The sequence below is a fragment of the Acinetobacter sp. COS3 genome (assembly GCF_000475335.1).
Taxonomy (GTDB): Bacteria; Pseudomonadota; Gammaproteobacteria; order Pseudomonadales; family Moraxellaceae; genus Acinetobacter; species Acinetobacter venetianus.
The window spans coordinates 1-23,171 of record NZ_AXCD01000005.1; the positions used below are offsets into that span (position 1 = coordinate 1).

At 41.0% G+C, this 23,171-nt stretch carries 19 protein-coding genes, 1 tRNA gene and 1 pseudogene; 7 read left to right on the top strand and 14 right to left on the bottom strand.

Annotation, left to right across the window (positions count from 1 at the left end; genetic code table 11):
- A pseudogene (locus tag IO68_RS0116815) lies at positions 1 to 281 on the top strand (type II toxin-antitoxin system HipA family toxin); the annotation flags it as partial.
- A 423-nt stretch (positions 282 to 704) separates the two neighbouring features.
- Here the strand turns inward: IO68_RS0116815 and IO68_RS19680 are convergent.
- Positions 705 to 1,322, bottom strand: a complete 618-nt coding sequence (locus IO68_RS19680) for a DUF805 domain-containing protein (protein WP_023012648.1) — start codon at positions 1,320 to 1,322, stop codon at positions 705 to 707.
- A 302-nt stretch (positions 1,323 to 1,624) separates the two neighbouring features.
- Between IO68_RS19680 and IO68_RS19685 the strand changes: the two genes are divergently transcribed.
- Positions 1,625 to 1,700, top strand: a tRNA-Thr gene (locus IO68_RS19685).
- Between the two features lie 4 nt (positions 1,701 to 1,704).
- On the opposite strand, the gene IO68_RS19690 is transcribed toward IO68_RS19685, so the two are convergent.
- The 4 genes from IO68_RS19690 to IO68_RS19705 all read right to left on the bottom strand — a co-directional run bounded on the left by IO68_RS19690 (position 1,705) and on the right by IO68_RS19705 (position 5,559).
- Positions 1,705 to 2,121: a GFA family protein gene (locus IO68_RS19690; RefSeq protein ID WP_007482749.1), complete on the bottom strand. Its 417-nt coding sequence runs from the start codon at positions 2,119 to 2,121 to the stop codon at positions 1,705 to 1,707.
- 7 nt (positions 2,122 to 2,128) lie between these two features.
- A complete protein-coding gene (locus IO68_RS19695; protein WP_023012649.1) occupies positions 2,129 to 2,956 on the bottom strand; it encodes an SAM-dependent methyltransferase in 828 nt (275 codons plus the stop codon).
- A gap of 1 nt (position 2,957) precedes the next feature.
- Positions 2,958 to 4,256, bottom strand: coding sequence for an FAD-dependent oxidoreductase (locus IO68_RS19700; RefSeq protein ID WP_007482751.1), 1,299 nt, complete (start codon positions 4,254 to 4,256; stop codon positions 2,958 to 2,960).
- Between the two features lie 439 nt (positions 4,257 to 4,695).
- Complete coding sequence (locus tag IO68_RS19705; RefSeq protein ID WP_023012650.1) at positions 4,696 to 5,559, bottom strand: pirin family protein; 864 nt, start codon at positions 5,557 to 5,559, stop codon at positions 4,696 to 4,698.
- A 285-nt stretch (positions 5,560 to 5,844) separates the two neighbouring features.
- Here IO68_RS19705 and ycaC point away from each other — a divergent pair, with 285 nt between their 5' ends.
- Both ycaC and IO68_RS19715 read left to right on the top strand, forming a co-directional pair.
- On the top strand, positions 5,845 to 6,471 hold the full coding sequence (ycaC, locus tag IO68_RS19710) for an isochorismate family cysteine hydrolase YcaC (RefSeq protein WP_031234677.1): 627 nt from the start codon (positions 5,845 to 5,847) through the stop codon (positions 6,469 to 6,471).
- A 72-nt stretch (positions 6,472 to 6,543) separates the two neighbouring features.
- Positions 6,544 to 7,473 (top strand): LysR substrate-binding domain-containing protein, encoded by a 930-nt coding sequence (locus IO68_RS19715; RefSeq protein ID WP_023012652.1) that lies wholly within the window; start codon positions 6,544 to 6,546, stop codon positions 7,471 to 7,473.
- A 73-nt stretch (positions 7,474 to 7,546) separates the two neighbouring features.
- Here IO68_RS19715 and IO68_RS19720 read toward each other — a convergent pair whose 3' ends face one another.
- Together IO68_RS19720 and gabT are read right to left on the bottom strand one after the other, a co-directional pair.
- The gene (locus tag IO68_RS19720) at positions 7,547 to 8,995 is read right to left on the bottom strand and encodes an NAD-dependent succinate-semialdehyde dehydrogenase (RefSeq protein WP_023012653.1); all 1,449 of its coding nucleotides are present in this window, start codon (positions 8,993 to 8,995) and stop codon (positions 7,547 to 7,549) included.
- Entirely contained in the window at positions 8,992 to 10,284 is a 1,293-nt protein-coding gene (gene gabT / locus IO68_RS19725) for a 4-aminobutyrate--2-oxoglutarate transaminase (protein ID WP_007482757.1), read from the bottom strand. Before gabT ends, IO68_RS19720 begins: the two co-directional genes overlap by 4 nt.
- Before the next feature lie 154 nt (positions 10,285 to 10,438).
- On the opposite strand from gabT, the gene IO68_RS19730 reads away from it, so the two are divergent.
- Entirely contained in the window at positions 10,439 to 11,938 is a 1,500-nt protein-coding gene (locus IO68_RS19730) for a PLP-dependent aminotransferase family protein (protein WP_023012654.1), read from the top strand.
- A gap of 66 nt (positions 11,939 to 12,004) precedes the next feature.
- On the opposite strand, the gene IO68_RS19735 is transcribed toward IO68_RS19730, so the two are convergent.
- The 4 genes from IO68_RS19735 to IO68_RS19750 all read right to left on the bottom strand — a co-directional run bounded on the left by IO68_RS19735 (position 12,005) and on the right by IO68_RS19750 (position 17,154).
- Entirely contained in the window at positions 12,005 to 13,447 is a 1,443-nt protein-coding gene (locus IO68_RS19735; protein ID WP_004877977.1) for an amino acid permease, read from the bottom strand.
- A 493-nt stretch (positions 13,448 to 13,940) separates the two neighbouring features.
- A complete protein-coding gene (ssb, locus tag IO68_RS19740) occupies positions 13,941 to 14,519 on the bottom strand; it encodes a single-stranded DNA-binding protein (protein ID WP_007482778.1) in 579 nt (192 codons plus the stop codon).
- A 52-nt stretch (positions 14,520 to 14,571) separates the two neighbouring features.
- Complete coding sequence (locus tag IO68_RS19745) at positions 14,572 to 15,936, bottom strand: MFS transporter (RefSeq protein ID WP_019385594.1); 1,365 nt, start codon at positions 15,934 to 15,936, stop codon at positions 14,572 to 14,574.
- Positions 15,937 to 16,071: 135 nt separating this feature from the next.
- Positions 16,072 to 17,154, bottom strand: a complete 1,083-nt coding sequence (locus tag IO68_RS19750; protein WP_023012655.1) for a DUF475 domain-containing protein — start codon at positions 17,152 to 17,154, stop codon at positions 16,072 to 16,074.
- Positions 17,155 to 17,325: 171 nt separating this feature from the next.
- Between IO68_RS19750 and tenA the strand changes: the two genes are divergently transcribed.
- Positions 17,326 to 17,994: a thiaminase II gene (gene tenA, locus IO68_RS19755; protein ID WP_023012656.1), complete on the top strand. Its 669-nt coding sequence runs from the start codon at positions 17,326 to 17,328 to the stop codon at positions 17,992 to 17,994.
- Positions 17,995 to 18,103: 109 nt separating this feature from the next.
- Here tenA and IO68_RS19760 read toward each other — a convergent pair whose 3' ends face one another.
- The 3 genes from IO68_RS19760 to IO68_RS19770 all read right to left on the bottom strand — a co-directional run bounded on the left by IO68_RS19760 (position 18,104) and on the right by IO68_RS19770 (position 20,124).
- Positions 18,104 to 18,838, bottom strand: a complete 735-nt coding sequence (locus IO68_RS19760; RefSeq protein WP_023012657.1) for a hypothetical protein — start codon at positions 18,836 to 18,838, stop codon at positions 18,104 to 18,106.
- 308 nt (positions 18,839 to 19,146) lie between these two features.
- Positions 19,147 to 19,500 carry a DUF1304 domain-containing protein gene (locus IO68_RS19765; RefSeq protein ID WP_019385597.1) on the bottom strand — a complete coding sequence of 118 codons (354 nt, stop codon included), beginning with the start codon at positions 19,498 to 19,500 and terminating at the stop codon, positions 19,147 to 19,149.
- 54 nt (positions 19,501 to 19,554) lie between these two features.
- Positions 19,555 to 20,124 carry a DUF2939 domain-containing protein gene (locus IO68_RS19770; protein ID WP_023012658.1) on the bottom strand — a complete coding sequence of 190 codons (570 nt, stop codon included), beginning with the start codon at positions 20,122 to 20,124 and terminating at the stop codon, positions 19,555 to 19,557.
- Positions 20,125 to 20,334: 210 nt separating this feature from the next.
- On the opposite strand from IO68_RS19770, the gene uvrA reads away from it, so the two are divergent.
- Positions 20,335 to 23,166 carry an excinuclease ABC subunit UvrA gene (gene uvrA / locus IO68_RS19775; protein ID WP_023012659.1) on the top strand — a complete coding sequence of 944 codons (2,832 nt, stop codon included), beginning with the start codon at positions 20,335 to 20,337 and terminating at the stop codon, positions 23,164 to 23,166.
- The last annotated feature ends 5 nt before the right edge of the window (positions 23,167 to 23,171 follow it).

Here is a 23,171-nt window from a genome sequence, read left to right on the forward strand (position 1 = left end):
CTAATTCAGCACATATCAAAGGATGGAAGTTATCACCTGCATATGATCTTAACCCTATTGTAGGGAACCGAGGTTTACACCTTAATATTACAGATACAGCTAATGCACTTGATTACAACTTGGCATTTGAGGTGATTGATTTTTTCCGCTTATCTCAAGAGGAAGCGACTCAGATTTATGATGAAGTATTATTGGCGGTAAAAAAATGGCAAGGCATTGCAAATCGGTTGGGCATTAGTCGTAGTGAACAGCTAATCAAACAGGAAGCTTTTAACGTATAATGGTTGTATTTAGATAGAATAGAAATTGATGTACTATGAAGGACAACGAAAGTTTGCTGTCATCTTTCTGCCAATCAATTGAGAAAATTCATTTCATTGAATTCAGCTTTTTCTAACTGGGGGACGATTGGGGGATCAAATAAGACTATTTATATTTTATTTAAATATTATCAATATATTAATCAAAAAATGTGATTCCCTCTCTCGCCAAATTTAATTTCTATGATGTCTCATAGAGTCCTAAAAGCTTAAATCTAAAGGGTTTAAGCTTTTTTTATTGCTTTATGCTTTCCAATAATGACTATTGAATCATACGATAGTTGGGGGTATAACTAGGGGTAAAATAATTTACCCTCATTTTTATACCCCCAAACTTTTTACAAGTGACGTAAAAGAATAAAATTTGAAAAAAATAAGTTATATTTATTTTGCAGGCTGACCCCATTGATTTCGTTCTGGCTTTGTTTCACTGACCATCCAAATAAGGAGAGGAATAAGACCAATAATCGTAAATGCAATTAACACCCACCATCCTGAACGATCAACGTCATGTAAACGTCGTACACCCACAGCAAGACCTGGTAAAAAGAATGCCAAAGAGACTAGCCCAGAGATCGCATCCATTCCGCTATCACTTATTCCAATTATGCCGAAGACAACACCTAGAATAAAACCAACTAATATTTGAAACAGATAAAAGTACCAATATTCTTTTCTACGCGCACGACCTGAAAAATTGACATAATTTCTTAGACATTTCATTGCCCAATCAAAAAAACCATAATTTGCTTCTTCATCCAGTTGGCTATTAGTTTGCACTTTAGAAGATAACTTCTCTCTTGCGGTCTGCTGCGAAAAACTCACTAAATAGATCGCCGTTGCCTGCCCTAATTCATTCACGACAAAATCAACTTGTAAATCTCGTGCAGGTGCCAATTGCTCTTTCCATTCAGAACCAAAGAAGCTATAACGTTTTCCATCCTCCCCTGAAATTGCTCCCTCATCAAGCTGCGCGTTAAAAGTTAATACTGTACCTTTCATTATATATTACCTATTGATATTCAAATTTATAGTTAGGATTCAGAATATTAATCGACTTAATGATATATAAAAAGAAATTTCAGACAGTTCTGTCTAGTACTATAAGAATTTGAGGGAGCTGATTATCAAGGCGTTCCTATCACAGCCTATTTAAATACAGACGAACTCATTGACTCTTATGTATATGCACTCATGAAAAATAATTGAGATTGGCGAAAATCTAACATTTAAATTAAATTTATCTGTTTGCTCATTTTTTCGCTTGTATTTTTAATTAGATTCTGTAAAATTCTCGCCACGTTGCCGGCATAGCTCAGTTGGTAGAGCAACTGACTTGTAATCAGTAGGTCCACAGTTCGAATCCGTGTGCCGGCACCATTTCCTACCTTTTCTTCATCATTTCTTTAAAGTGCGAAATATTCGGATTTAACACATCCCATTTATTTGCATGACTGACAAAAATCTCTGCTTTCGGTTGATACATATTTGGATCATCGAGTGTTCCTGCACGTATAGAAATCATATCTGGTACAAGCTCCGGCAAACCAAACATTTGTGAACCGCAGTTTGGGCAAAAAGCACGGCGTATAGGTTTTCCAGATGAACCTAAAGATTCAAAATAGTGTAATTCGCCTTGAATATTGAGTTCAGATTGCTGAAAAAAAGCAATCGGCGCATAGCCTCCACCTGTAGCTTTCTGACAGTCTCGACAATGACAATTAAATTGATAACGTGGTTCTACATCCGCAGAATAAGTCACAGCCCCACATAGGCAAGACCCTTTATATTGATTTGGCATTTTATATTCACTTTTTAACTGCACTTACTTGAATATAGCGCACTAAACCATCTTGATAGAGTTTTCGACACAACTTGGCAGTCATCTCTATTTTTAATTGAGCAAAGTCGAAAGCTTTTTTTTGCATTTCTCTTGTTTCGATATATCGAGCGAATCCATCAAACACAGGCTTTGAAAAATCCTGAATTTCAATTTCAGTAAAGCCATGTTCTACTAACGCATGGTCAAGTTGCTGCTCGTTCATCATATGCTGCCATTTCACATCGGCAGCTTTTAATAAATATTGATAACGTTGCTTCTGTGCATAACTACAACTTTGCCAAAGATCAGCCCAAACTAAATAGTGAAAAGCTAAACGTCCTTTTGAATTCAAAATAGAATGTGTGGAACTAAGAAATGAATTCAAATTGCTGTGATATGCAGCATCAATACAAATCACGGCATCAAATGAATTTAAAAAATTGATTTGTTTTAAATTCAAAAATGAATCGCAATATATGGCAACTTGCGGCAATTGTTTTTGAATTCGTTTTACACAGTCGGATTGCAGCTCGACAGCCGTAAGATTTTCGATTTGATAATGTTGTAACCAACGCAATAGGCTGGCACCTTGTCCACAACCTAAATCTAAAACGCGATCGGATTTTTTGAGTTGAATTGAACCCGCGATTTGATCAGCTAAATGCTGACAAGCGAGAGGATAATCATGATATTGATTATGCCAATATCCGAGATTACTCCAAGCAAGCACAGCATCATCACCTAGTCGTTTAGCATCAATTGCATATTTATGCCCAATGACTTTTTCGATTAATGCCTGCTTGAAGTTGGCCATTTTAGTAGCCGAGTTCTGGTGCAACTTTCACTTTAGGTTTTAAACCAACAAACGGCGACGGCGCACCTAAAATCTCAGAAATATGCATTGCTGAGGTCACGGCTGATTCTAAAATTGGCAAACCATCACATGACCACGAACCACAATAGAATACTTTACGGTCTTGTTCTAAATGGCGCTGCTGGATTTGTTTATTTAAAGCTACCGTCTCAGAATCCACAACTGCACGTGTGAGTTTGACTCTAGAAATAATTTTCTTCGGATCAATATCAATCACTGGGCACCATGTTTGGAATACGGCATTTTTGCCGACTAAACTTGGCTCAATGGCGTTAATCCATACCGTGAATTGTTGACGAATAAATTTACGGTCCATCATGTAGCTCAACACAGCCCAATCTTTACGGCGTGGTGGCATCACCACTGGATCGGTATGAATCACCAAATCACCCTCTTCAAATCTAAACTTTCTCAATAAAGCCAGATCCTCAGCGAACTGTGGTTGCTTCAAGAAATTTTCAATGACAGGGGTTGGTGTTGCAATCACGACACGGTCAAATAGCTTTTTCTCACCTTGACCATTTTCGACCAAGACTTTATCACCTTGTTCTTCAACGTTTTTCACAGGAGAACCGCTAAAAATATGAATACCATCAATCAGACGATTTACCAGTGCAGGCGTTCCACCCTTCATTCGTAATAGTGCTTCACCTTCAGTGAGCTGACGAATGAACTCAAGCAAAGGCTTAGCTGGCCATTCACCAATAGTTTTTGGATGACATGTACAAATTGTATAAAGCACAGGCATCACCGTACCATGCCAAAAGACTTCCTCAATATGATATTGATTCATGAATTCCGCAAGGGTGATATCTTGATTTTCAGATTTAAAGAACTGATTCACCGCTGTTTTTAACTGCAACATGCCTTTAACTAAGCGCCAACCATATTGCTGGATACCTTTACGGTTATTGATAATTGGAAAATTACCGATACGGCTGCGTGAAGTCGTTAACCATGTATCTGTTTTATCTTCAAATAACCAACTGCAAGCCATAAATGTACGCACTGGAAAAGTTTCAATGCCCAAATAACTTGCCAAGCTTAAGGTATTTTTCCAAAGTTTCGGATTCATCACCCGCAATGGAGCATCAATTATGCCACCATCAAAATCAATACTATGACTATCCATGCCCCGACCAGCGAGTGCTTCGAATATAGTAACTTTATGTCCTGCATCATGTAGGATTCTGGCGGCAGCGAGTCCTGCCATTCCACTGCCAATAATTGCAATATCCAAAATTTATGTCCCATCAGTTGATGATTTTTCTTGATTATGACTGATCCTTAACTCAAACGCCGTATTAAAAAATACCAGATTCAGCATTAAAGTCAGACTTTTGTCGTAATGCTGTTGTTCATTTATTGTTACATTTTAGAATACTGCATTTTTTAAGCTTAAGCACATGAAAAAATTAATTTTATTAGATTATTAATCACAAAAATATACAGAACATTCTTTATTTTTCCATTTTTGCGGCTTGAAAGGGTTTGCAAAGCAAAAAATTAGCGCTATTCTGATCGAACAAGAATGAGAAAGCAGTCACATAATAAACTGTACAATAATAAGTGACCTAATATTAAAAAAATCAATAGAGGACCTTATAGCGAAAGCCCATAACTCTAAAGGAGTTATGGGCTTTCTTATATTTATCAATGACTAAGTGGAATAATGAACATTAACTTTCCATCACACCAAACTTACCGTTATTGAAATCGTTGATTGCATCAATGATCTCGGCTTTGTTATTCATCACAAACGGACCATAGCCTTCAATCGGCTCATTGAGTGGCTGACCTGTTAAAATCAAAAACTTACTGTTTTGCGTCGCTGTCACAGTAAAATCAATATCTTCACGGCTCAAAACCACTAAACTTGGCGCTCCGATCACCTGCTCATTTAAAGTGACTTCGCCAGACAGTAGTACAAATAAAGTGGTATGCCCTTCTGTCACATAAAATGTATGAGTTTGCTCAGCACTTAATGTTCCATCCCAAACATTGACTGGACTGAATGTAGTTGCAGCACCCGCTGTCTCTTGATATTGACCAGCAATAATACGTAACTCACTGCCCTGATCATCTAAAGCAATACGCTGTATCTGCTCGGAGTCAATCGCTTGATATTTTGCTGGGGTCATTTTGGAATGCGTTGGCAAATTCACCCACAACTGCACCATTTCAAATAAACCACCTTGCTGTGCAAACTCTGGCGAATGAAATTCTTGATGCAAAATACCACCACCTGCGGTCATCCATTGCACATCACCTGCTTTGATCGTTCCGCCACCACCTGTCGAGTCTTTATGTGTGACTTCACCTTGATAAGCGATTGTCACCGTTTCAAAACCACGGTGTGGATGTGAGCCTACGCCATGTTGTGCTTGAGTTGGCTCAAAGCGATACGGCGCTGCATAATCCAACAGTAAAAATGGACTGATGCTTTGGCCTAAACGATCATATGAAAACAGGTTATAGACAGGAAAACCATCTCCAACCCAATGCATATGTTTGTTTTGATAAATACCAACAATCTGTTTCATCTATGTACTCCTATAAGGTAGAAGCTTTGATCTTGAAATTCATTTTACGCTTGCAACGTTTCAGCTTATAGCTACAGGATCACAACACATTATTCTAGAAATAGGACAATCAACTTTTTGCTTTTATTCACTGAAACATTTGATCAAGATCGTCCTATTTTTAGTATTGTTAATCTCGTTTATTGATCTTCTGGCTCATGAAAATTTTCAATAGCATGCATCTACAAGGTGTTTCATCCGACTCATCTTTTTTAGAAAGAAATGCAAAAACATGAGGATAAAATCATGAGCCAAGACTATATTCGTTTAGATAAAAATAATGCCGCGGTGTTATTGGTTGATCACCAAACTGGTCTATTGTCCCTCGTTCGAGACATTGATCCTGATAAATTCAAAAACAATGTGTTGGCACTGGCTGATGCTGCGAAATATTTTAATCTACCAACCATTTTAACCACGAGCTTTGAGAATGGTCCCAATGGCCCTCTTGTCCCAGAACTTAAAGACATGTTTCCTGATGCACCGTACATTGCTCGTCCTGGTCAAATCAGTGCTTGGGATAATCAAGACTTCGTTCAAGCCGTTAAAGCGACTGGCAAAAAGCAACTCATCATCGCAGGTGTTGTGACCGAAGTATGTGTTGCTTTCCCAGCGTTATCAGCGCTTGCAGAAGAATTTGAAGTATTTGTCATCACAGACGCTTCAGGCACATTCAATGAACTCACCCGTGATGCGGCATGGGATCGTATGTCAAAAGCAGGTGCTCAATTGATGACATGGTTTGGTATGGCATGTGAGCTACATCGTGATTGGCGTAATGATATTGAAGGTTTAGGTGCATTATTCTCAAATCATATTCCTGATTATCGCAACCTGATCAATAGTTACAATCAAAATACCTCGCAAAAGTAAACTACTTGCACAATCAGCTCAAAATCGTTAATGCTATTTTGAGCTGATTACTCACGACAGGATTTATCGACCTTGATTAATTCATTTGATGATTTCTATTACTTTTATCTCGTTGTTAAACATGGCGGATTTAGTGCTGCAAGTGAGGCTGAAAATATCAGTAAATCAAAACTCAGCCGTCGAATTATTGATTTAGAAAATAAATTTAATGTCAGCCTAATACAACGCACAACACGGCATTTTAAGGTGACTGAATTAGGGCAAGAATTTTATGAAGAATGCTGCAAAGTCATTGCTCAAGTGGAATGCGCCGAAAATGTTTTATTAAAGCAAAAGAGCGAGCCACAAGGTGTCGTAAAAATCAGTTGCCCACCGCTGATGATGCATTTTCAGATTCGAAAAATTTTAAATCAGTTTCTTAAAGCCTATCCCAAAGTCGAAATTTCACTAGAGCTAACCAGTCGCCGAGTGGATATTTTGCATGATGATATTGATCTGGCAATCCGTACCAATTTCGAACCAAATGAAGATTCCAGTTTAATTGTTCGTGATGTAATTAAAACCGATCATTGTCTAGTTGCCGCACCTGAGTTGCTACAAGGGCACACCATTTTGGATGCATCAGAATTACAAAATTATCCAAGTATCAGTTTGGGCAATCAAAAGCAAAACTATCTTTGGCATCTGTGTAATACACGCACTGGTGAAACCATGGAGATTCCCTATCAGCCTCGAGTGAAAAGTAATGATTTGGCAGGAGTTTACTATGCGGTTGCCGATGGTTTAGGGATTGCCGATCTACCTTTTTTAACTGTAGAAGCTGACATTCGAAAAGGTCGACTCATTCATATTCTACCTGAATGGAAATCCAATATCGGAACCTTACAACTGGTTTATGGTTCAAGAAAAGGACAGCGATTAGTCGTGGAAAAATTGATTGAAACCTTGGTTGAGACCTTACGACGCTTACCCGAAAGTCATAAAGGCTATCTCGCAACTTAAAATAAAAAAACGGTCATGAATGGGCATGACCGTTTTAATAAAGCTGGGGTATGATCGCGGCTAGATCATCAGATTATTCAGATAAATCCACACAGAGATATTTCATTTCCAGATATTCCTCAATACCAAATTTAGAGCCTTCACGACCTAAACCAGACTGCTTTACACCACCAAACGGTGCAACTTCATTTGAAATGGCTCCCGTATTGATTCCGACCATACCATACTCAAGTGCTTCACCCACTCGCCATTGACGCGCAGTACTTTGAGTAAATAAATAAGCAGCGAGACCGAACTCGGTGTCATTTGCCATCGCAACCGCTTCTTCTTCTGATGTGAAACAGAATAATGGTGCAAGCGGCCCAAAAGTTTCCTCTTTCGCTACCTTCATTGCCTGTGTTACACCTGTGAGAACTGTTGGCTCGAAGAATGTACCACCCAATGCTGAACGCTGACCACCAATTCGTACAGTCGCACCCTGAGCAGTCGCATCGGCAATATGCGACTGTACTTTGGCAATCGCATCTTCATCAATCAATGGTCCTTGCGTTGAACCCTCATGACGACCATCACCTACCTGTAATTTAGATACAGCATCAACTAATCGTTCTGCCAATGCATCATAAATGCCATCTTGCACATAAATACGGTTGGCACAGACACAAGTTTGCCCACTATTACGATACTTGCTTGCCATGATGCCCTGAACGGCTTGATCTAAATTGGCATCTTCAAATACCAGAACAGGGGCATTACCACCCAACTCAAGAGAAAGTTTCTTGATGGTTGGTGCACATTGCTGCATCAAAATACGACCCACTTGAGTTGAACCCGTAAAACTCAATTTACGAACAATATCACTCGCACAAATCGTTTGACCCACTTCAATCGCATCACCACTAATATTGAGGAGTACATCGGCAGGTAAGCCTGCCTGTAATGCCAATACTTCCAATGCATACGCCGTTAACGGTGTTTGTTCCGCAGGTTTCACCAACATTGAACAACCCGCAGCAATTGCTGGTGCTGCTTTACGCGTAATCATCGCCGCTGGGAAATTCCACGGTGTAATCGCTGCAGTGACACCGATCGCCTGCTTAATCACCAGTAACCGTTGATTTGGCAATGTCGGAGTTAAAACCTCACCATCAATACGACGTGCTTGCTCTGCAAACCAACGAATAAATGATGCCGCATACCCTATTTCACCACGCGCTTCAGCTAAAGGTTTGCCTTGCTCAGCAGTCAAAATCTGAGCCAAGTTTTCCTTATGCTCAAGCATCAGGTTGTACCATGCCAGTAAAATATCTGCGCGAGCTAAAGCTGTTTGCTTTTTCCAAGCAGATTGGGCATCGGCTGAGCGTTGAATCGCAGCTTCAACACCCGCTTGGTCATAGGTTTTTACCCATGCTAACGTATCACCTGTCGCAGCATCATTGACTTGGATATAGTCATTCGAGGTCGGTGCATCGAATGAAATATCAGGATGTTTTAATAAATACTGCAAATTGTCTTGAATCATGCAGATTGCTCCACTGCTTTCACACTGTCTGCTGTTAAAGTTGCAAAACCTTGCTTCAAGATGTCAAGACCTTGGCGGAATTGCTCAGCAGGAATGGTTAATGGGTAAAGGAAACGAATTACGTTACCGTATTTACCACAAGTTAGAATCAATAAACCATTGTCCATTGCATAAGTTTGTACAGCTTTTGCTTGTTCCGCTGTTTCTAACTCGGCAGCAACCATCGAACCTAACGCACGAATCTCAGTCACAACATCGCCTGAAGCCTGCTGAATGTCTTTCAAAACCGATACCAGTTCAGCCCCAAGCTCATTGGCACGTTCACATAAGTTTTCTTCTTCGATTGCATCAATCACTGCATGCGCAGCAGCCACTGCGATTGGGCTACCTGCGTATGTTCCGCCTAAGCCACCCGGGTTTGGTGCATCCATCACTTCGGCACGTCCCACTACACCTGAGATTGGGAACCCCCCACCCAAGCTTTTCGCCATAGTGATCAAATCTGCTTTGGTTTCATAATGATTCATCGCAAATAATTTGCCTGTGCGTGCAAAACCAGATTGCACTTCATCAGCAACCAATAAAATCCCGTGTTTGTCACACAAAGCTCTTAAACGTTTTAAAAACTCAGCAGGAACAACGTTAAAACCACCCTCGCCTTGTACAGGTTCAAGCACAATCGCAGCCACATCATGCGGAGCAATATCTTCACTGAAAATATCCTCAACACTTTCAATCGCTGCTGCAACTGAAATCCCTTTTTCTGGCACTGGATAACGCGCATGGAATACACCTGCTGGCATCACACCAAAATCACGTTTATAAGGCGCAGTTTTACCTGTCATTGCCATAGTCATAAATGAACGACCATGGAAACCATTACCAAAGGTAATAATGCCATGACGACCTGTATGAGAACGTGCAATTTTCACGGCATTCTCAACTGCTTCTGCACCTGTCGTAAAAAATGCTGTTTTCGCAGCACCTGCAATTGGAGCACGCTCATTGATACGTTCAGCAAGCGACACATAGCTTTCATATGGGGTAACTTGATAAGCCGTATGCGTAAACTTGGTTAATTGTTCTGTCACCGCTGCAATCACTTTAGGATGACGATGCCCTGTATTTAGCACTGCGATACCGCCAGCGAAGTCTGTATATTGCTTACCGTTTTTATCCCAGATCGTTGCATTTTCAGCTTTCTCTGCATACCACTGACACATCACACCCACGCCACGTGGAGTTGCTTGCTGTTTACGTGTATTCAGTGCAGAATGTTGAGTGTCCATTTTATTCCCTCATATCTCATCATCAGTTACAGCTTTGGTCGTACATCCTAGGGGTCGATTTTTAGGATGCGATACAATGACTGCCTATAACTGTAATTTCGCTCGTCTGATGACAACTGACGAGAGCCATTTTTAAACTGTAGGAGAGAGCCAATTGCGCAGTTTACTTGGGGATCATTTGTTACAAAGACTCCAACAGGACACTGAGGGAAAACTACATCAACGCCTGTTCCGTTGTCTGCGTGGTGCAATCATTGATGGTGTGGTTCAACCGATGACTCGCCTACCTGCTTCTCGTGACTTAGCAAGCGAAATTCATGTCTCTCGAAATACCGTCCTCAGTGCTTATGAACAATTACAGGCTGAAGGATATTTAGAGGCACGTACAGGTCACGGCACATGGGTAGCGGAGCAATTACCTGAAAAATTTTTAAATACCAAAAATAAAAAGAAAGAACCCGATTTACCAGTTACTCAAAGTTCATATGCGTTATCACAGCGAGGTTCCAACCTATTAGGTTATGCCGCAGCTTCACCACATCAATGGGGTGCTTTTGTGCCTGGTGCACCAGATGTCACCGAATTTCCTCATCATATTTTTAGTCGTATCCAAGCCCGTTTAAGCCGTGAACCTGATATTAACCGATTGATTTATAGCAATGCTGGGGGATGTCTTGAGCTACGCAGTGCCTTAGCTGATTATTTACGGGTAGCGCGCTCAGTTCAATGCGATGCTGATCAAATTATTATTACGGAAGGCATTCATCAAGCGATAGATTTAGTCTCACGCGCACTGAGTGACATTGGCGATCGCGTCTGGATCGAAGACCCTGCATATTGGGGAATGCGTAATAATTTAAGAATTAACGGCGTAGATATTCAGCCAATGCCTGTTGATGCAGAAGGGATCATTCCTGAGCAAAATCCAACCCAACCACCCAAACTGATTTTTGTCACGCCATCACACCAGTATCCTTTAGGTTCACATCTGAGCTTAAATCGTCGTAAGCAACTGCTTCAAATCGCGCGCCAACACAACGCTTGGATCGTGGAAGATGATTACGATAGTGAATTCCGCTTCTCTGGACAGCCTTATCCATCCCTACAAGGCTTGGAAAATAATGCCCCAGTCCTGTATATGGGTACGTTTAGCAAAACGATTTATCCCTCTTTGAGGATTGGTTATTTAGTTGTGCCTAAGCCACTGTTTTCACCACTGCGTATAGTTGCAGCAGAGCTATATCGTGGCGGGCATCTATTAGAACAAAAAGCACTGGCTGAATTTATTCGTGAAGGCCATTATGAAGCCCACATTCGCCGAATGCGATTGCTCTATGGCAAAAGACGGGACTATTTAGTCAGTCTGATTCATCGCTATTTAGGACCTGAATTTCTACATGAATATGATGAAGCAGCGGGTCTGCATCTGGTTTTAAAGTTGTCTGCTACGTGTGATGATGTCGAAGTTGCCGCGACTGCATTAGAGCGCGGAGTCAAAGTCCGTCCGCTGTCTCAATACTACATGCGCTCACATGCCCATGCTCAACGTGGTTTACTGATGGGATTTGCCTGCGTCAACGAGAAAGATATGGTGATGGCATTTGGGACATTGCTGCAATGTCTACGTGAAGCTGGCGTACCAACACTCAATTGAGTCCTATATTTTTAAGCATAGATAAAAAAGAGCCTCCAGATTGAGGCTCTTATCTTTTTTTAAACTTTAGACTAATTTTTCTTCATGGATTTGGGCTAAATGCGTTTCTCTACGCTCCTTCCCCCAACCGAGTTTTTGCGACAATAATCCTGAAACCACGATGATGCCAAACAATGCTGTGGTATAGATCACCTCTTTAAAATATGTCCCTTCGATCAACATGGTCAGGATGGCAGCAATAATTGCAAAGATCACCACATAAGTTAAATAAGGGAACATCCACATTTTAAATTCAATATTAACACCTTCAGCCTCAAGCTTTTTACGCATACACAACTGTGAATAAGCAATGGTCAAATATACATACAAGGTCGCTGCACCAGTGGTTAACATGAAGAAATCATAGACATCCATACTCTTGGTCGCTGTTAAAATCACAGCAATAACTGAGAAGAAACACGACACCAATACACCCACCCATGGGCTGCTTTTACGATTCACAGAAGCAAAACTTTTCGGCGCATCACCACGCTTCGCAAGTGAAAAGAGCATACGGGAACAAGTATATAACGCGGAATTAAAACAGCTACAAACCGATGTCAGTACCACAAAGTTGACGATATGACGTGCTTCAGGAACGCCAAGCGCACTGAGCGTGACACTATAGGTTCCCCAAGTTGAATCTTTTAAAAGCTCATTGTTGTGAGGAATCAAACATACCGCGACAAACATCGATCCGACATAGAATAAGACAATTCGCCACACGACTGAATTAGATGCCTTACGGATTTCTTTCGACGGATTTTCTGACTCTGCCGCTGCTACAGTCACAATTTCAGCACCAATGTAGGCAAACATGACCCCAAGTAAAGCCGTGATAACGGACGATGCGCCATTTGGCATAAATCCTTGGGCAGTTAGATTGGTCACACCTGCGGCTGAAACATCACCCCACGGCCATAGGTGCATGATCGCAAGACTACCAATTACGAGGAATATCACAATTGCGATGACTTTGATCAATGCAAACCAAAATTCGAACTCACCATAGTTCTTAACGTTCTGTAAATTGACCGCGACCAACCCACCAATCACTAAAACCATATAAGCCCAAATCGGGATAAACGGGAACCAATTATTTAAAATTTTACCTGCAACATAAGCTTCCCACCCCATCAGCATGGCTAAAGTACACCAATATAACCAACCAATCGAGAAACCAGCCCAACGACCAATCGCTCGGTCCGCATAAGTCGAAAATGAACCGCTGTCAGGGTTTAAAACGGCCATTTCCCCGAGCATACGCATAATGAACCAGACCAACAAACCACCCAAAGCGTAGGTAAGAAAGACCACGGGGCCTGTGTTATAAATAATACTGCCTGAACCGACAAATAAAGAGCCACCAATCACTCCAGCGATAGAGATCATCGTCAAATGTCGTGATTGCAGACCATGTTTTAAATTTTGGGAGGGATTGGCTTCAGAACCATCTTGATGTGCTGCCATATCATTTTCCTTAACCTATGAGGGATACCAGCAATCCGAGGCTTCTTGCCTCACTGCTCAATATATCCCCCTAAAAATTGTGTCGCTGAATTGCTCTTGTTCTCACAGAAAAACTAGAGTGATCCAAACAACGCTTCCGTATGCATACTTCCTATGGCTTTAATTTGTCGTTTTGGCCCTGAAGAAACGAGAGCCATTTTTATGATAAAGGAGAGAGCCAATTGTAAAAATTATGTGCAACACTGGCTAGCTTTATATTTTTCAATGAAATAATGGGTAGCTATTTTTATATTTAAAATCAACCAACTAAATACCGATAAAATCAAAATTTATTACATATTTTATGATCTATAGATTGGTTCTTTTTATTGAAAGCGAATCATTATTGATCCATAACTTAAGTCTTATTTTGTTTTAGGATAAAAATGTGATGCACATAAAAAAGCCTCTTTCCAAGATTTGAAAAGAGGCTTTTTAGATTTAGTTCCAAGTCTTAGAACGGTAAATCATCATCTAAATCAGCTGGTGCTGCCGCAGGCTGTGGCGATGATTTAGGTGTATTAAAACCATTTCCAGCTTGCGGACTACCTGCGTAGTTACCGCCTTGTTGACCATAACCATTTTGATTATTGTTGTTATAACCTGTGTTCTGGTAACCACCGCCCTGATTACTATTGTTGTTATTAAAACGCGGTTGGTTGAAGTCGTTACCGCCAGCAAAACCTTGCTCACCTTGTTGACGTGAATCAAGCATTTGCATTTGATCACCACGGATTTCCGTGCTGTAACGCTCTTGACCATTTTGGTCTGTCCATTGACGTGTACGCAATGAACCTTCGATATAAACCTTCGAACCTTTACGTAAATATTGTTGTGCAATTTCACCTAAACGGTTGTGCAACACGATACGATGCCATTCCGTTTGTTCTTTACGTTCACCCGTGCTTTTATCTGTCCAAGACTCACTTGTTGCAATCGAAAACTGGGTTAAAGATCCACCATTTGGAAAAGTTTTTGTTTCAGGATCACGGCCCAAAGTTCCGACTAAAATTACTTTATTTACACCACGCATTAGCTTATCTACGTCCTATCTATTTCTATGTTTTACTTTATAAGAGTTATGCTTAAATGGCTACCTCTTTCCCTAACAAGTGCGTTAAATCTTGTCGCGCAGAATCATCAATTTGATGTTTATCGACCTTTATATAAGCAACTTGCTGTTCAGACATCACCACCACTTCTTCAATACCACGAATCGCCAGTAATTTTGAAGTCCATTCATCTGTTTGTTGCGCTTCAGGTAAACGCAATACAATCGAAGACAAATACCTCGGCTGAGCCAGACCAAAGCTTACGAGCAGCCAAATTATAGCAATACCAGCCAACACACTCCACCCAAGCGAGGTGTTGTGTAACATTAACAATTGTCCACCCAACGTACCGCCGAAGAATGCACCTAGGAATTGGCTACTTGCGTTAATTCCCATCGCAGTTGCTTTCGATTGAATGGGTGCAGATTTCGATAACCATGATGGTAAAAGTGCTTCCATCACATTAAATGCAATAAAGAAAATACCTAATCCCGCCAGTAGTACATATTTAGATTCATAGCCAAAAATCAGGATCAATAAACCTGCAATAATGCCTGCAATCGCGGTTAAGAAAATGCCACGCATCTTGCGATATTTTTCAGCAATGATGATGCTAGGGAACGCAAAAAATAAACTAATTAACAACAATGGCAAATACACTAAACCATGCTTTGCCAGTGGAATCTGCGCATACTCAATCAACTGCGAAGGCACATAAATAAACATCGCTGTTAATAATAAATGCAACGAAAAGACAGAAACATGCAAACGATTCAGATCGCCAATTTGTATGATTTGTTTGAGTTGAGACAAATAGCCTTGCTGAAAGTTCTTATGATGGCGTGTCACTTTCGGCACCAGCAACAACATTAAAATTGCAGCCAAGCCCATAATCGTAGTCACGAAAAATAGTCCAGAAATCCCAACCAAACTGGTGAGCCAAGGCCCTAGACTAAATGCCACCACAAATGACAGACCAATACTCATCCCCATGGCAGCCATCGCTTTAGTACGTTGCTCCTCACGAGTAACATCTGCAAGTAGTGCCATCACCACAGCAGAAACAGCACCCGCACCCGCAACGGCACGCCCGATAATCACACCATAAATCGTATCCGACATCCCAGCAATCGCACCGCCGATCGCGAATAGTAATAGTCCTAACACCACCAAAGGTTTACGACTAAAACGATCTGCCAACAAGCTAAATGGGATTTGCAAAATGGCTTGCGTTAAACCATAAACCCCCACAGCTAAACCAATTAATGCTGGCGTTGCATATTGATAAGACTGTCCTGCAACTGAAAAGACAGGAATAATCATGAACAAGCCCAACATGCGTAAGGCAAAAATGCTACTTAAGGCAAAGGTTGAACGGCGTTCTAAAGCATTCATCATTGGCAAGACACTATTACTGGCTCAGCGAATTATAAGCCATTCGCTTAGAATGCGCTGAAAAATCACAAGCTAAAAAATCAAAAGGGACGTTTCCGTCCCTTTTTCTGATCTTAGATCATTAAACTGAAAGCAAGCTTAAGAGATTCGCTGTTCATGCTTACTATATTGAATGGACGCAATCACGGCCCAAACAATGAATGCAACACCGATTAATCCCGTCACCACTTCTGGAACATGCACGCCCGTACCACTGGCAATCATAATGAATGCCAAAGCACCGATAGCATAATGCGCACCATGTTCTAAGAAGATATATGCATCGAGCGTACCTTTCTCGACCAAATAAATCGTCATCGAACGCACAAAGATCGCACCGATCGCAAGACCCAACATGATGATCACGACATCACTGGTAATCGCAAATGCACCAATCACACCATCAAAACTAAACGATGCATCAAGTACTTCGAGGTACAAGAACCCCCCGATTCCGGCTTTCACTACCCCAGAAGCTGCACCATTAGAATCATGCATAACCGCATTACCATTGTCATCAATTTCTGGCTCGCCACCTAATAAATGGCTCAGGACTTGTACCCCAATATAGACCACAATTCCCCAAATACCCGACATCGTCACGGCTAAACGTGCAGACTCATCAACATTTGCCGCCATGATAATCATGGCAATCAAAGCGAGAAATACCGACATCGCAGGGACACTTGCGAGATGCGCAAGTTTAGACTCTAACCATTTAAACCAATGGGTTTCTTTACCGTCATCAAAGAAGAAGTTTAAGAACACCATCAGTAAGAAAGTACCACCAAAAGCTGAGATTTCAGCATGATGTGCCATTAAACGTTCCGAATATGTTTTTGGATCATTCAAAGCCAATTTCGCAACTTCAATCATGCCCATATCTGCTGTCACTGCGACAATCACAACAGGGAAAATTAAACGCATACCAAAGACGGCAACCAAAATACCTACCGTTAAGAAAATCATTTTCCAGAAATGATCCCAGTTACGTAAAACTGAAGCATTCACAACCGCATTATCGAAAGAAAGTGAAACTTCCATCACCGCCAAAATTGCAGTAATCGTCAATGCTTTCAGCATCGTTGCCACGCCTGCTTCTGGGCCATGCGTATAACCCCAGTAGGCAGATAGTGCTAAACACACCACTGTAAAGAAAATTGAAAAACGAAAATGCTTCATGAGCAGCCTTTTATTCGAAATCGTCGAGTGATAAAAATGAGACTATTGTAGGCGAGTTTTGACTGAAAGATAGAAAAGATTGTTGCTGTTGTTGTGAGAAGAATAGAGATTGCAACGATCTCTGCTATAGTTTTGCCAAAATCGTTTTTATGTTTTTCATAGGTTCAAAACATGACTTTTTCACAAGATGTATGGCAACGAAATCAAGACTTATATCAAAAAATTCTTGCACTTCCTTTTAATCAAGAACTTACAGCAGGCACATTGAACCGTGAGGTCTTTTGTCATTATGTAATTCAAGATGCGCATTATCTTGTGGCTTATGGTCGTGCACTTGCTGTAGCTGCTGCAAAAGCCTATGACGCTGATGATATTATTCAATTTTCTGAAGCCGCTAAAATCGCAATTATCGTAGAACGTAGTTTGCATAGTGATTTTATGCAGGAATTTAATGTCAGCAAAACAGAATTTGAATCAACGCCATTAACACTCGCTTGTCATCACTACACTTCATTCCTCACCGCAACAGCTTGGTCAGAAAGCTATCCTGTGATTTTGGCAGCACTGTTACCTTGTTTCTGGATTTATGCAGAAGTTGGTAAAGACATCGTCGATAAATCAGTTTCCAATAACCCATACCAAGCTTGGATTGATACCTATGCTGGAGAGGAATTCAATACAGCCGTAAGCAATGTGATTGCAACCATTGATAAAGTGGCCGCGCGTTGTGATGAAGATACCTTAGCCAAAATGCACGCTGCTTATACCATGGGAGCCAAACTAGAATGGCTATTTTGGGACAGTGCTTACCAACAACGTCAATGGTTAGGATTGGATTAAGCGAGTCATAAATTGCACCTCACTTCAACAAGCGAGGTGCAAATAGCGAATTGCTATCAGCCAAAGATTCAACCACCTAATATTTTTCTTTTTAAGCACTTTTTCTGTCTTAACCTCTGCGGAATCTGTGCCAATTTAAAAAGATTGTCGCTGCGAGTATCACAAAGAAGATTAAAAATTTGGTCTCAAAGCGAGCTAATCTAAACGCTGAACTTCTGGTGGTCTCTTGAAATGCTTGCTGAACTTGCTCTGGATCAACTTTTTCCTGAATATTCAGCTGCATTAACTGCGGGGTTTTCTCTCCTTCACCAACAATGACATAAGCTGCCTTAATATCAAAATCTTGTGCATCTGTAATACCGAAAGAAATCACAGCGGGCTTTTGCAAATTATATTCAGGAATCCAGTCCAAAATGCGCCCATATACGCGGACATTCGCTGCACCATTTACGTCAGGATCTTGAATATTAACACCTGTTTGGCTTTCAATTTCACTGGCTAAATCATCAAATACTTTAAGAGAATAGTTCTGACGAATCGGTAAATCATTTGCCATCAAGCTCATGACTTCAGTTGGATTTGTCGGATGCGCTTGTGAAAGTAAACCATCACCCATTACCGTAAAATCAGCTTTGGTCTGCATGCCTGCCGATTTAGGCACGCCAACAATATAAAATGCCGTCCAGATTTGCGCGCTAGGATTTAAGTTTTTTAATTCCAATTCATAATGATGTTCCACATCTAAATTGAAGAATTGATCAAATCCCGTAATCTTTGTTTCTTGCGCATATAGACTAAAACTTGCACAGATCCCCCAGCACAATAAAATCAGATTTTTTAACATTATTATTACTCTGTATTTATAAGTCTTTAATTTTAATTTACTTATTTCATTATCAACAAAGCATTTCTTGCACTAATTTCGCTGAACTGACTGAAAATGACAGCTTCTAACCTAACACTTGCGATGCTTACAAATTACGTCGTCAAATTGATATTGATAAATCTTTGACTCTCTTTATTAAGGGCGTAAAAAAGCCCCAATTAAGGGGCTTAGTCGTATATTGTATCGCCAATATACTGTATGAGGCTCATCTCAAACTGGGCGCATTAAAGCATAAATTAGAGACGCTGCCTACTTTTATCTTTGGACTAAAAAACATTCACCACAATTAACGCGAGCAACGCAGGTACGGCTTGGATATAGATGATCTTTTTACTGGCAGTGAGTCCACCGTAAATCCCTGCAACCAATACACAACCTAAAAAGAAATTGGCGAGCGCTAATGCATACGTTTCAGGAGCACAGAGCGACCAAAATAAACCTGCCGCCAAAAAGCCATTATATAAACCCTGATTTTGAGCCAGAACTTTGGTGAGTTGTGCTTTTTCGGGTGTATTGCCAAATGCTTTCAAACCATAAGGTTTATCCCATAAAAACATTTCCAACACTAAAATATAAACATGTAATACCGCAATCAACGCAACGAGAGTCGTTCCTAACATTTTACTTATTCCTGATCTTATTTATCGTGCAATGCTTTCCAATTTATCACTGATCTATTTGAATTGCGTGATAGGTAACATGATTTCCGTGACTCTCCAGCTCAAACCCTCTCGATGTAAGATTAAATTGACTGAAGATTGAGTTTTTGGATCATCTATTTCAACGCTAAATTGATTCCATGACTGATAACGACTGTGATAAGTCACTTTCTCAGCATCATCTTGATGATTTGTCAGTGCTTTATTTTGAGGTTGTCGTGCCGATTCGCCTTGAAAAGACAAGCCTTCTTTGAACTTTTTGCCCTGTAATAATAAAGAGATGCCTTGAGGTGTCACCATCAAATCCACCATTTTATCGACCATCGAAGATGCCAACATGGCCCCTAATGCAACAAAACTGCCTTCATTTTCTCGTGATGGAAACTCTTGCAACAGCTCATTATTGAATTGATCCTTGAAGCTCTGGCGTACACTGGGAAAGTCCACATAACTTGCGACAGCATTCGCATCATCTCGTTCTACCGCTTGTCGAATTTGATAAATCACAAAATATGGCGACAAAATTAAATAAGCTAAAGCAGTCAGCACAATAGCCGAGATAGAAATCTTCAACGTTTTCGACATACGATCCTCGATTTCAGGAATTTATTTTTTACTTAATGGTATTTAAATTGCATTGATAAAGGCTTGGGCAATATAGAAAATTCATGTTAAAACTTACTTAAAATCACTAATCCGACACAATCTGACGTTTAAAATCGTTTTGTTACAGCTTGAACAATTTTAAATCGCTATTATATACACGTTTTATTCGCACAATTCCGAGATGTATTTATGAGTCAAAGTCATATCCGTATTCGAGGCGCACGTACCCATAATTTAAAAAATGTGTCACTCGATATTCCACGTGACAAGTTTGTGGTGATTACGGGACTCTCAGGCTCAGGCAAATCATCACTTGCTTTCGATACACTGTATGCCGAAGGTCAACGCCGTTATGTTGAATCACTGTCTGCCTATGCGCGTCAGTTCCTTTCACAAATGGAGAAACCTGAAGTTGATTCGATTGAAGGCCTCTCTCCTGCGATTGCCATTGAACAAAAGTCAACCAGCCACAACCCACGTTCAACCGTGGGCACCATTACCGAAATTTATGACTATTTACGTTTGTTGTATGCGCGTGTAGGGACACCGTATTGTCCTGAACATGATCTACCCATGGTGGCGCAGACCATTTCAGAAATGGTCGATGCAGTGAAAGCGCTTGAAGAAGGAACTGCTCTCATGCTGCTCGCACCCGTCGTGCGTGAGCGTAAAGGTGAATACACTCAACTGTTTGAGCAACTTCAAGGTCAAGGTTTTGTTCGTGCCCGTGTCGATGGTGAAATCATTGATATAGATACTCCACCAGAATTAGACAAAAAGAAAAAACATACGATTGAAGTAGTCGTCGATCGCTTTAAAGTCCGTGATGATCTCGGTAATCGTATCGCAGAATCCTTTGAAACGGCTTTACGTTTAGGTGGTGATATTGCAATTTTATCGTGGATGAATGGCGAACACCCAGAACGCGTATTTTCAGCAAAACACTCTTGTCCTGAATGTGATCGAGCTGTTGCGGAGCTTGAACCACGCTTATTCTCATTTAACAATCCATTCGGTGCTTGTCCTGTCTGTGATGGTTTGGGAACGCGTAGCCATTTCAGTGCAGATAAACTCATTCCAAATCCTGAAATTTCAATTAGCCAAGGCGCAATTCGTGGTTGGGACAGACAACGTCCTTATTACTACACGATGTTGCAGAAAGTGGCTGATCACTTTGATATTCCACTTGATACACCGTGGAATCACCTCGACAAAGATACACAAAAGAAATTCTTACAAGGCACTGGCAAAGAGAAAATTGACCTCAGTTATATTGATGAACGTGGTCGCAAGCACAGTCGTGTACAAGCCTTTGAAGGAATTTTGCCGCATTTAGAACGTCGCTATCGCGAGACTGAATCGAATTATGTGCGTGATGATTTGGCGCAATACCTGTCGAATGCCGCGTGTGATGCCTGCGGTGGCTCTCGTCTGAATGAAATTTCTCGTCATGTTCGCGTCAAAGATAAAACCATCGCTGAAATTACCAAAATGTCGATTGGTGATGCTGAAAGCTATTATCAGGATCTCAATCTCGAAGGTGCTAAAGGCGAAATCGCGGATAAAATCTTTAAAGAGATTCGTGAACGTTTGCACTTCTTGGTCAGTGTTGGTCTCAATTATCTCAGCTTAGCACGTTCGGCTGAAACACTTTCAGGCGGTGAGGCACAGCGTATCCGCCTCGCATCACAAATTGGTGCTGGCTTGATGGGCGTCATGTATGTGCTTGATGAACCGTCGATTGGTCTACATCAACGTGACAATGATCGCCTACTGCAAACCCTAATTCGCTTACGTGATTTGGGTAATACTGTACTGGTGGTTGAGCATGATGAGGATGCGATTCGTGCTGCTGATCATATTATTGATATTGGTCCAGGTGCGGGTATTCATGGTGGTGCAGTCATTGCCGAAGGTACTTATGATGAACTCGCCAATCATGCCGATTCACTCACAGGTCAATATTTATCAGGCAAACTTAAAATTGAAGTGCCAAAACAGCGTACTCAATCACCACGTCCTGATGAAGTCATCAAACTCTCTGGTGCAAATGGGCATAATCTACAACATGTCGATTTAACGATTCCTCTCGGCATCATGACTTGTGTGACTGGGGTTTCAGGTTCTGGTAAATCAACCCTGATTAACCGTACTTTATTGCCTTTAGCAGCAACACAATTGAATGGTGCAACCACACTGACTGCTGAAAAGTTTGACTCGATTGATGGTTTACAGCATTTGGATAAAGTGGTGGATATTGACCAGAGTCCTATTGGACGTACACCACGTTCAAACCCAGCGACCTACACAGGTTTATTTACGCCGATTCGTGAATTATTTGCTCAGACACCTGAAGCCAAAGCGCGTGGTTATAGCGCAGGTCGTTTCTCATTTAACGTAAAAGGTGGTCGCTGTGAAGCGTGTGAAGGCGATGGCATGATCAAGGTCGCGATGCACTTCCTGCCAGATATGTATGTGCCTTGTGATGCTTGTCATGGCAAGCGTTATAACCGTGAAACGTTGGAAGTCGGCTATAAAGGCAAGAATATTTCTAATGTGCTCGAAATGACTGTGGAAGATGCCGCTGAATTCTTTAGTGCCATTCCTGTCATTCATCGTCGTTTAGAGACGTTGACTCAAGTTGGACTTGGTTATATTCGTTTGGGTCAAGCTGCGACAACGTTATCAGGTGGCGAAGCACAACGCGTGAAGTTAGCGCGTGAGTTAGCAAAACGTGATACGGGTAAAACTTTATATATCTTGGATGAACCGACCACAGGTTTACATTTCCATGATATTGCGAAGTTACTCGACATCTTGCATGAGCTGCGTAATAAGGGTAATACCATTGTGGTGATTGAGCATAATTTGGATGTGATCAAAACTGCCGATTGGGTGATTGATCTCGGCCCAGAAGGTGGTTCTGGTGGTGGTCAAATTATTGCGGAAGGCACACCTGAACAAGTTGCTAAAGTTGAAATTTCACATACAGGTAAGTTCTTAAAAGCAATGTTGAAGTGATTTTA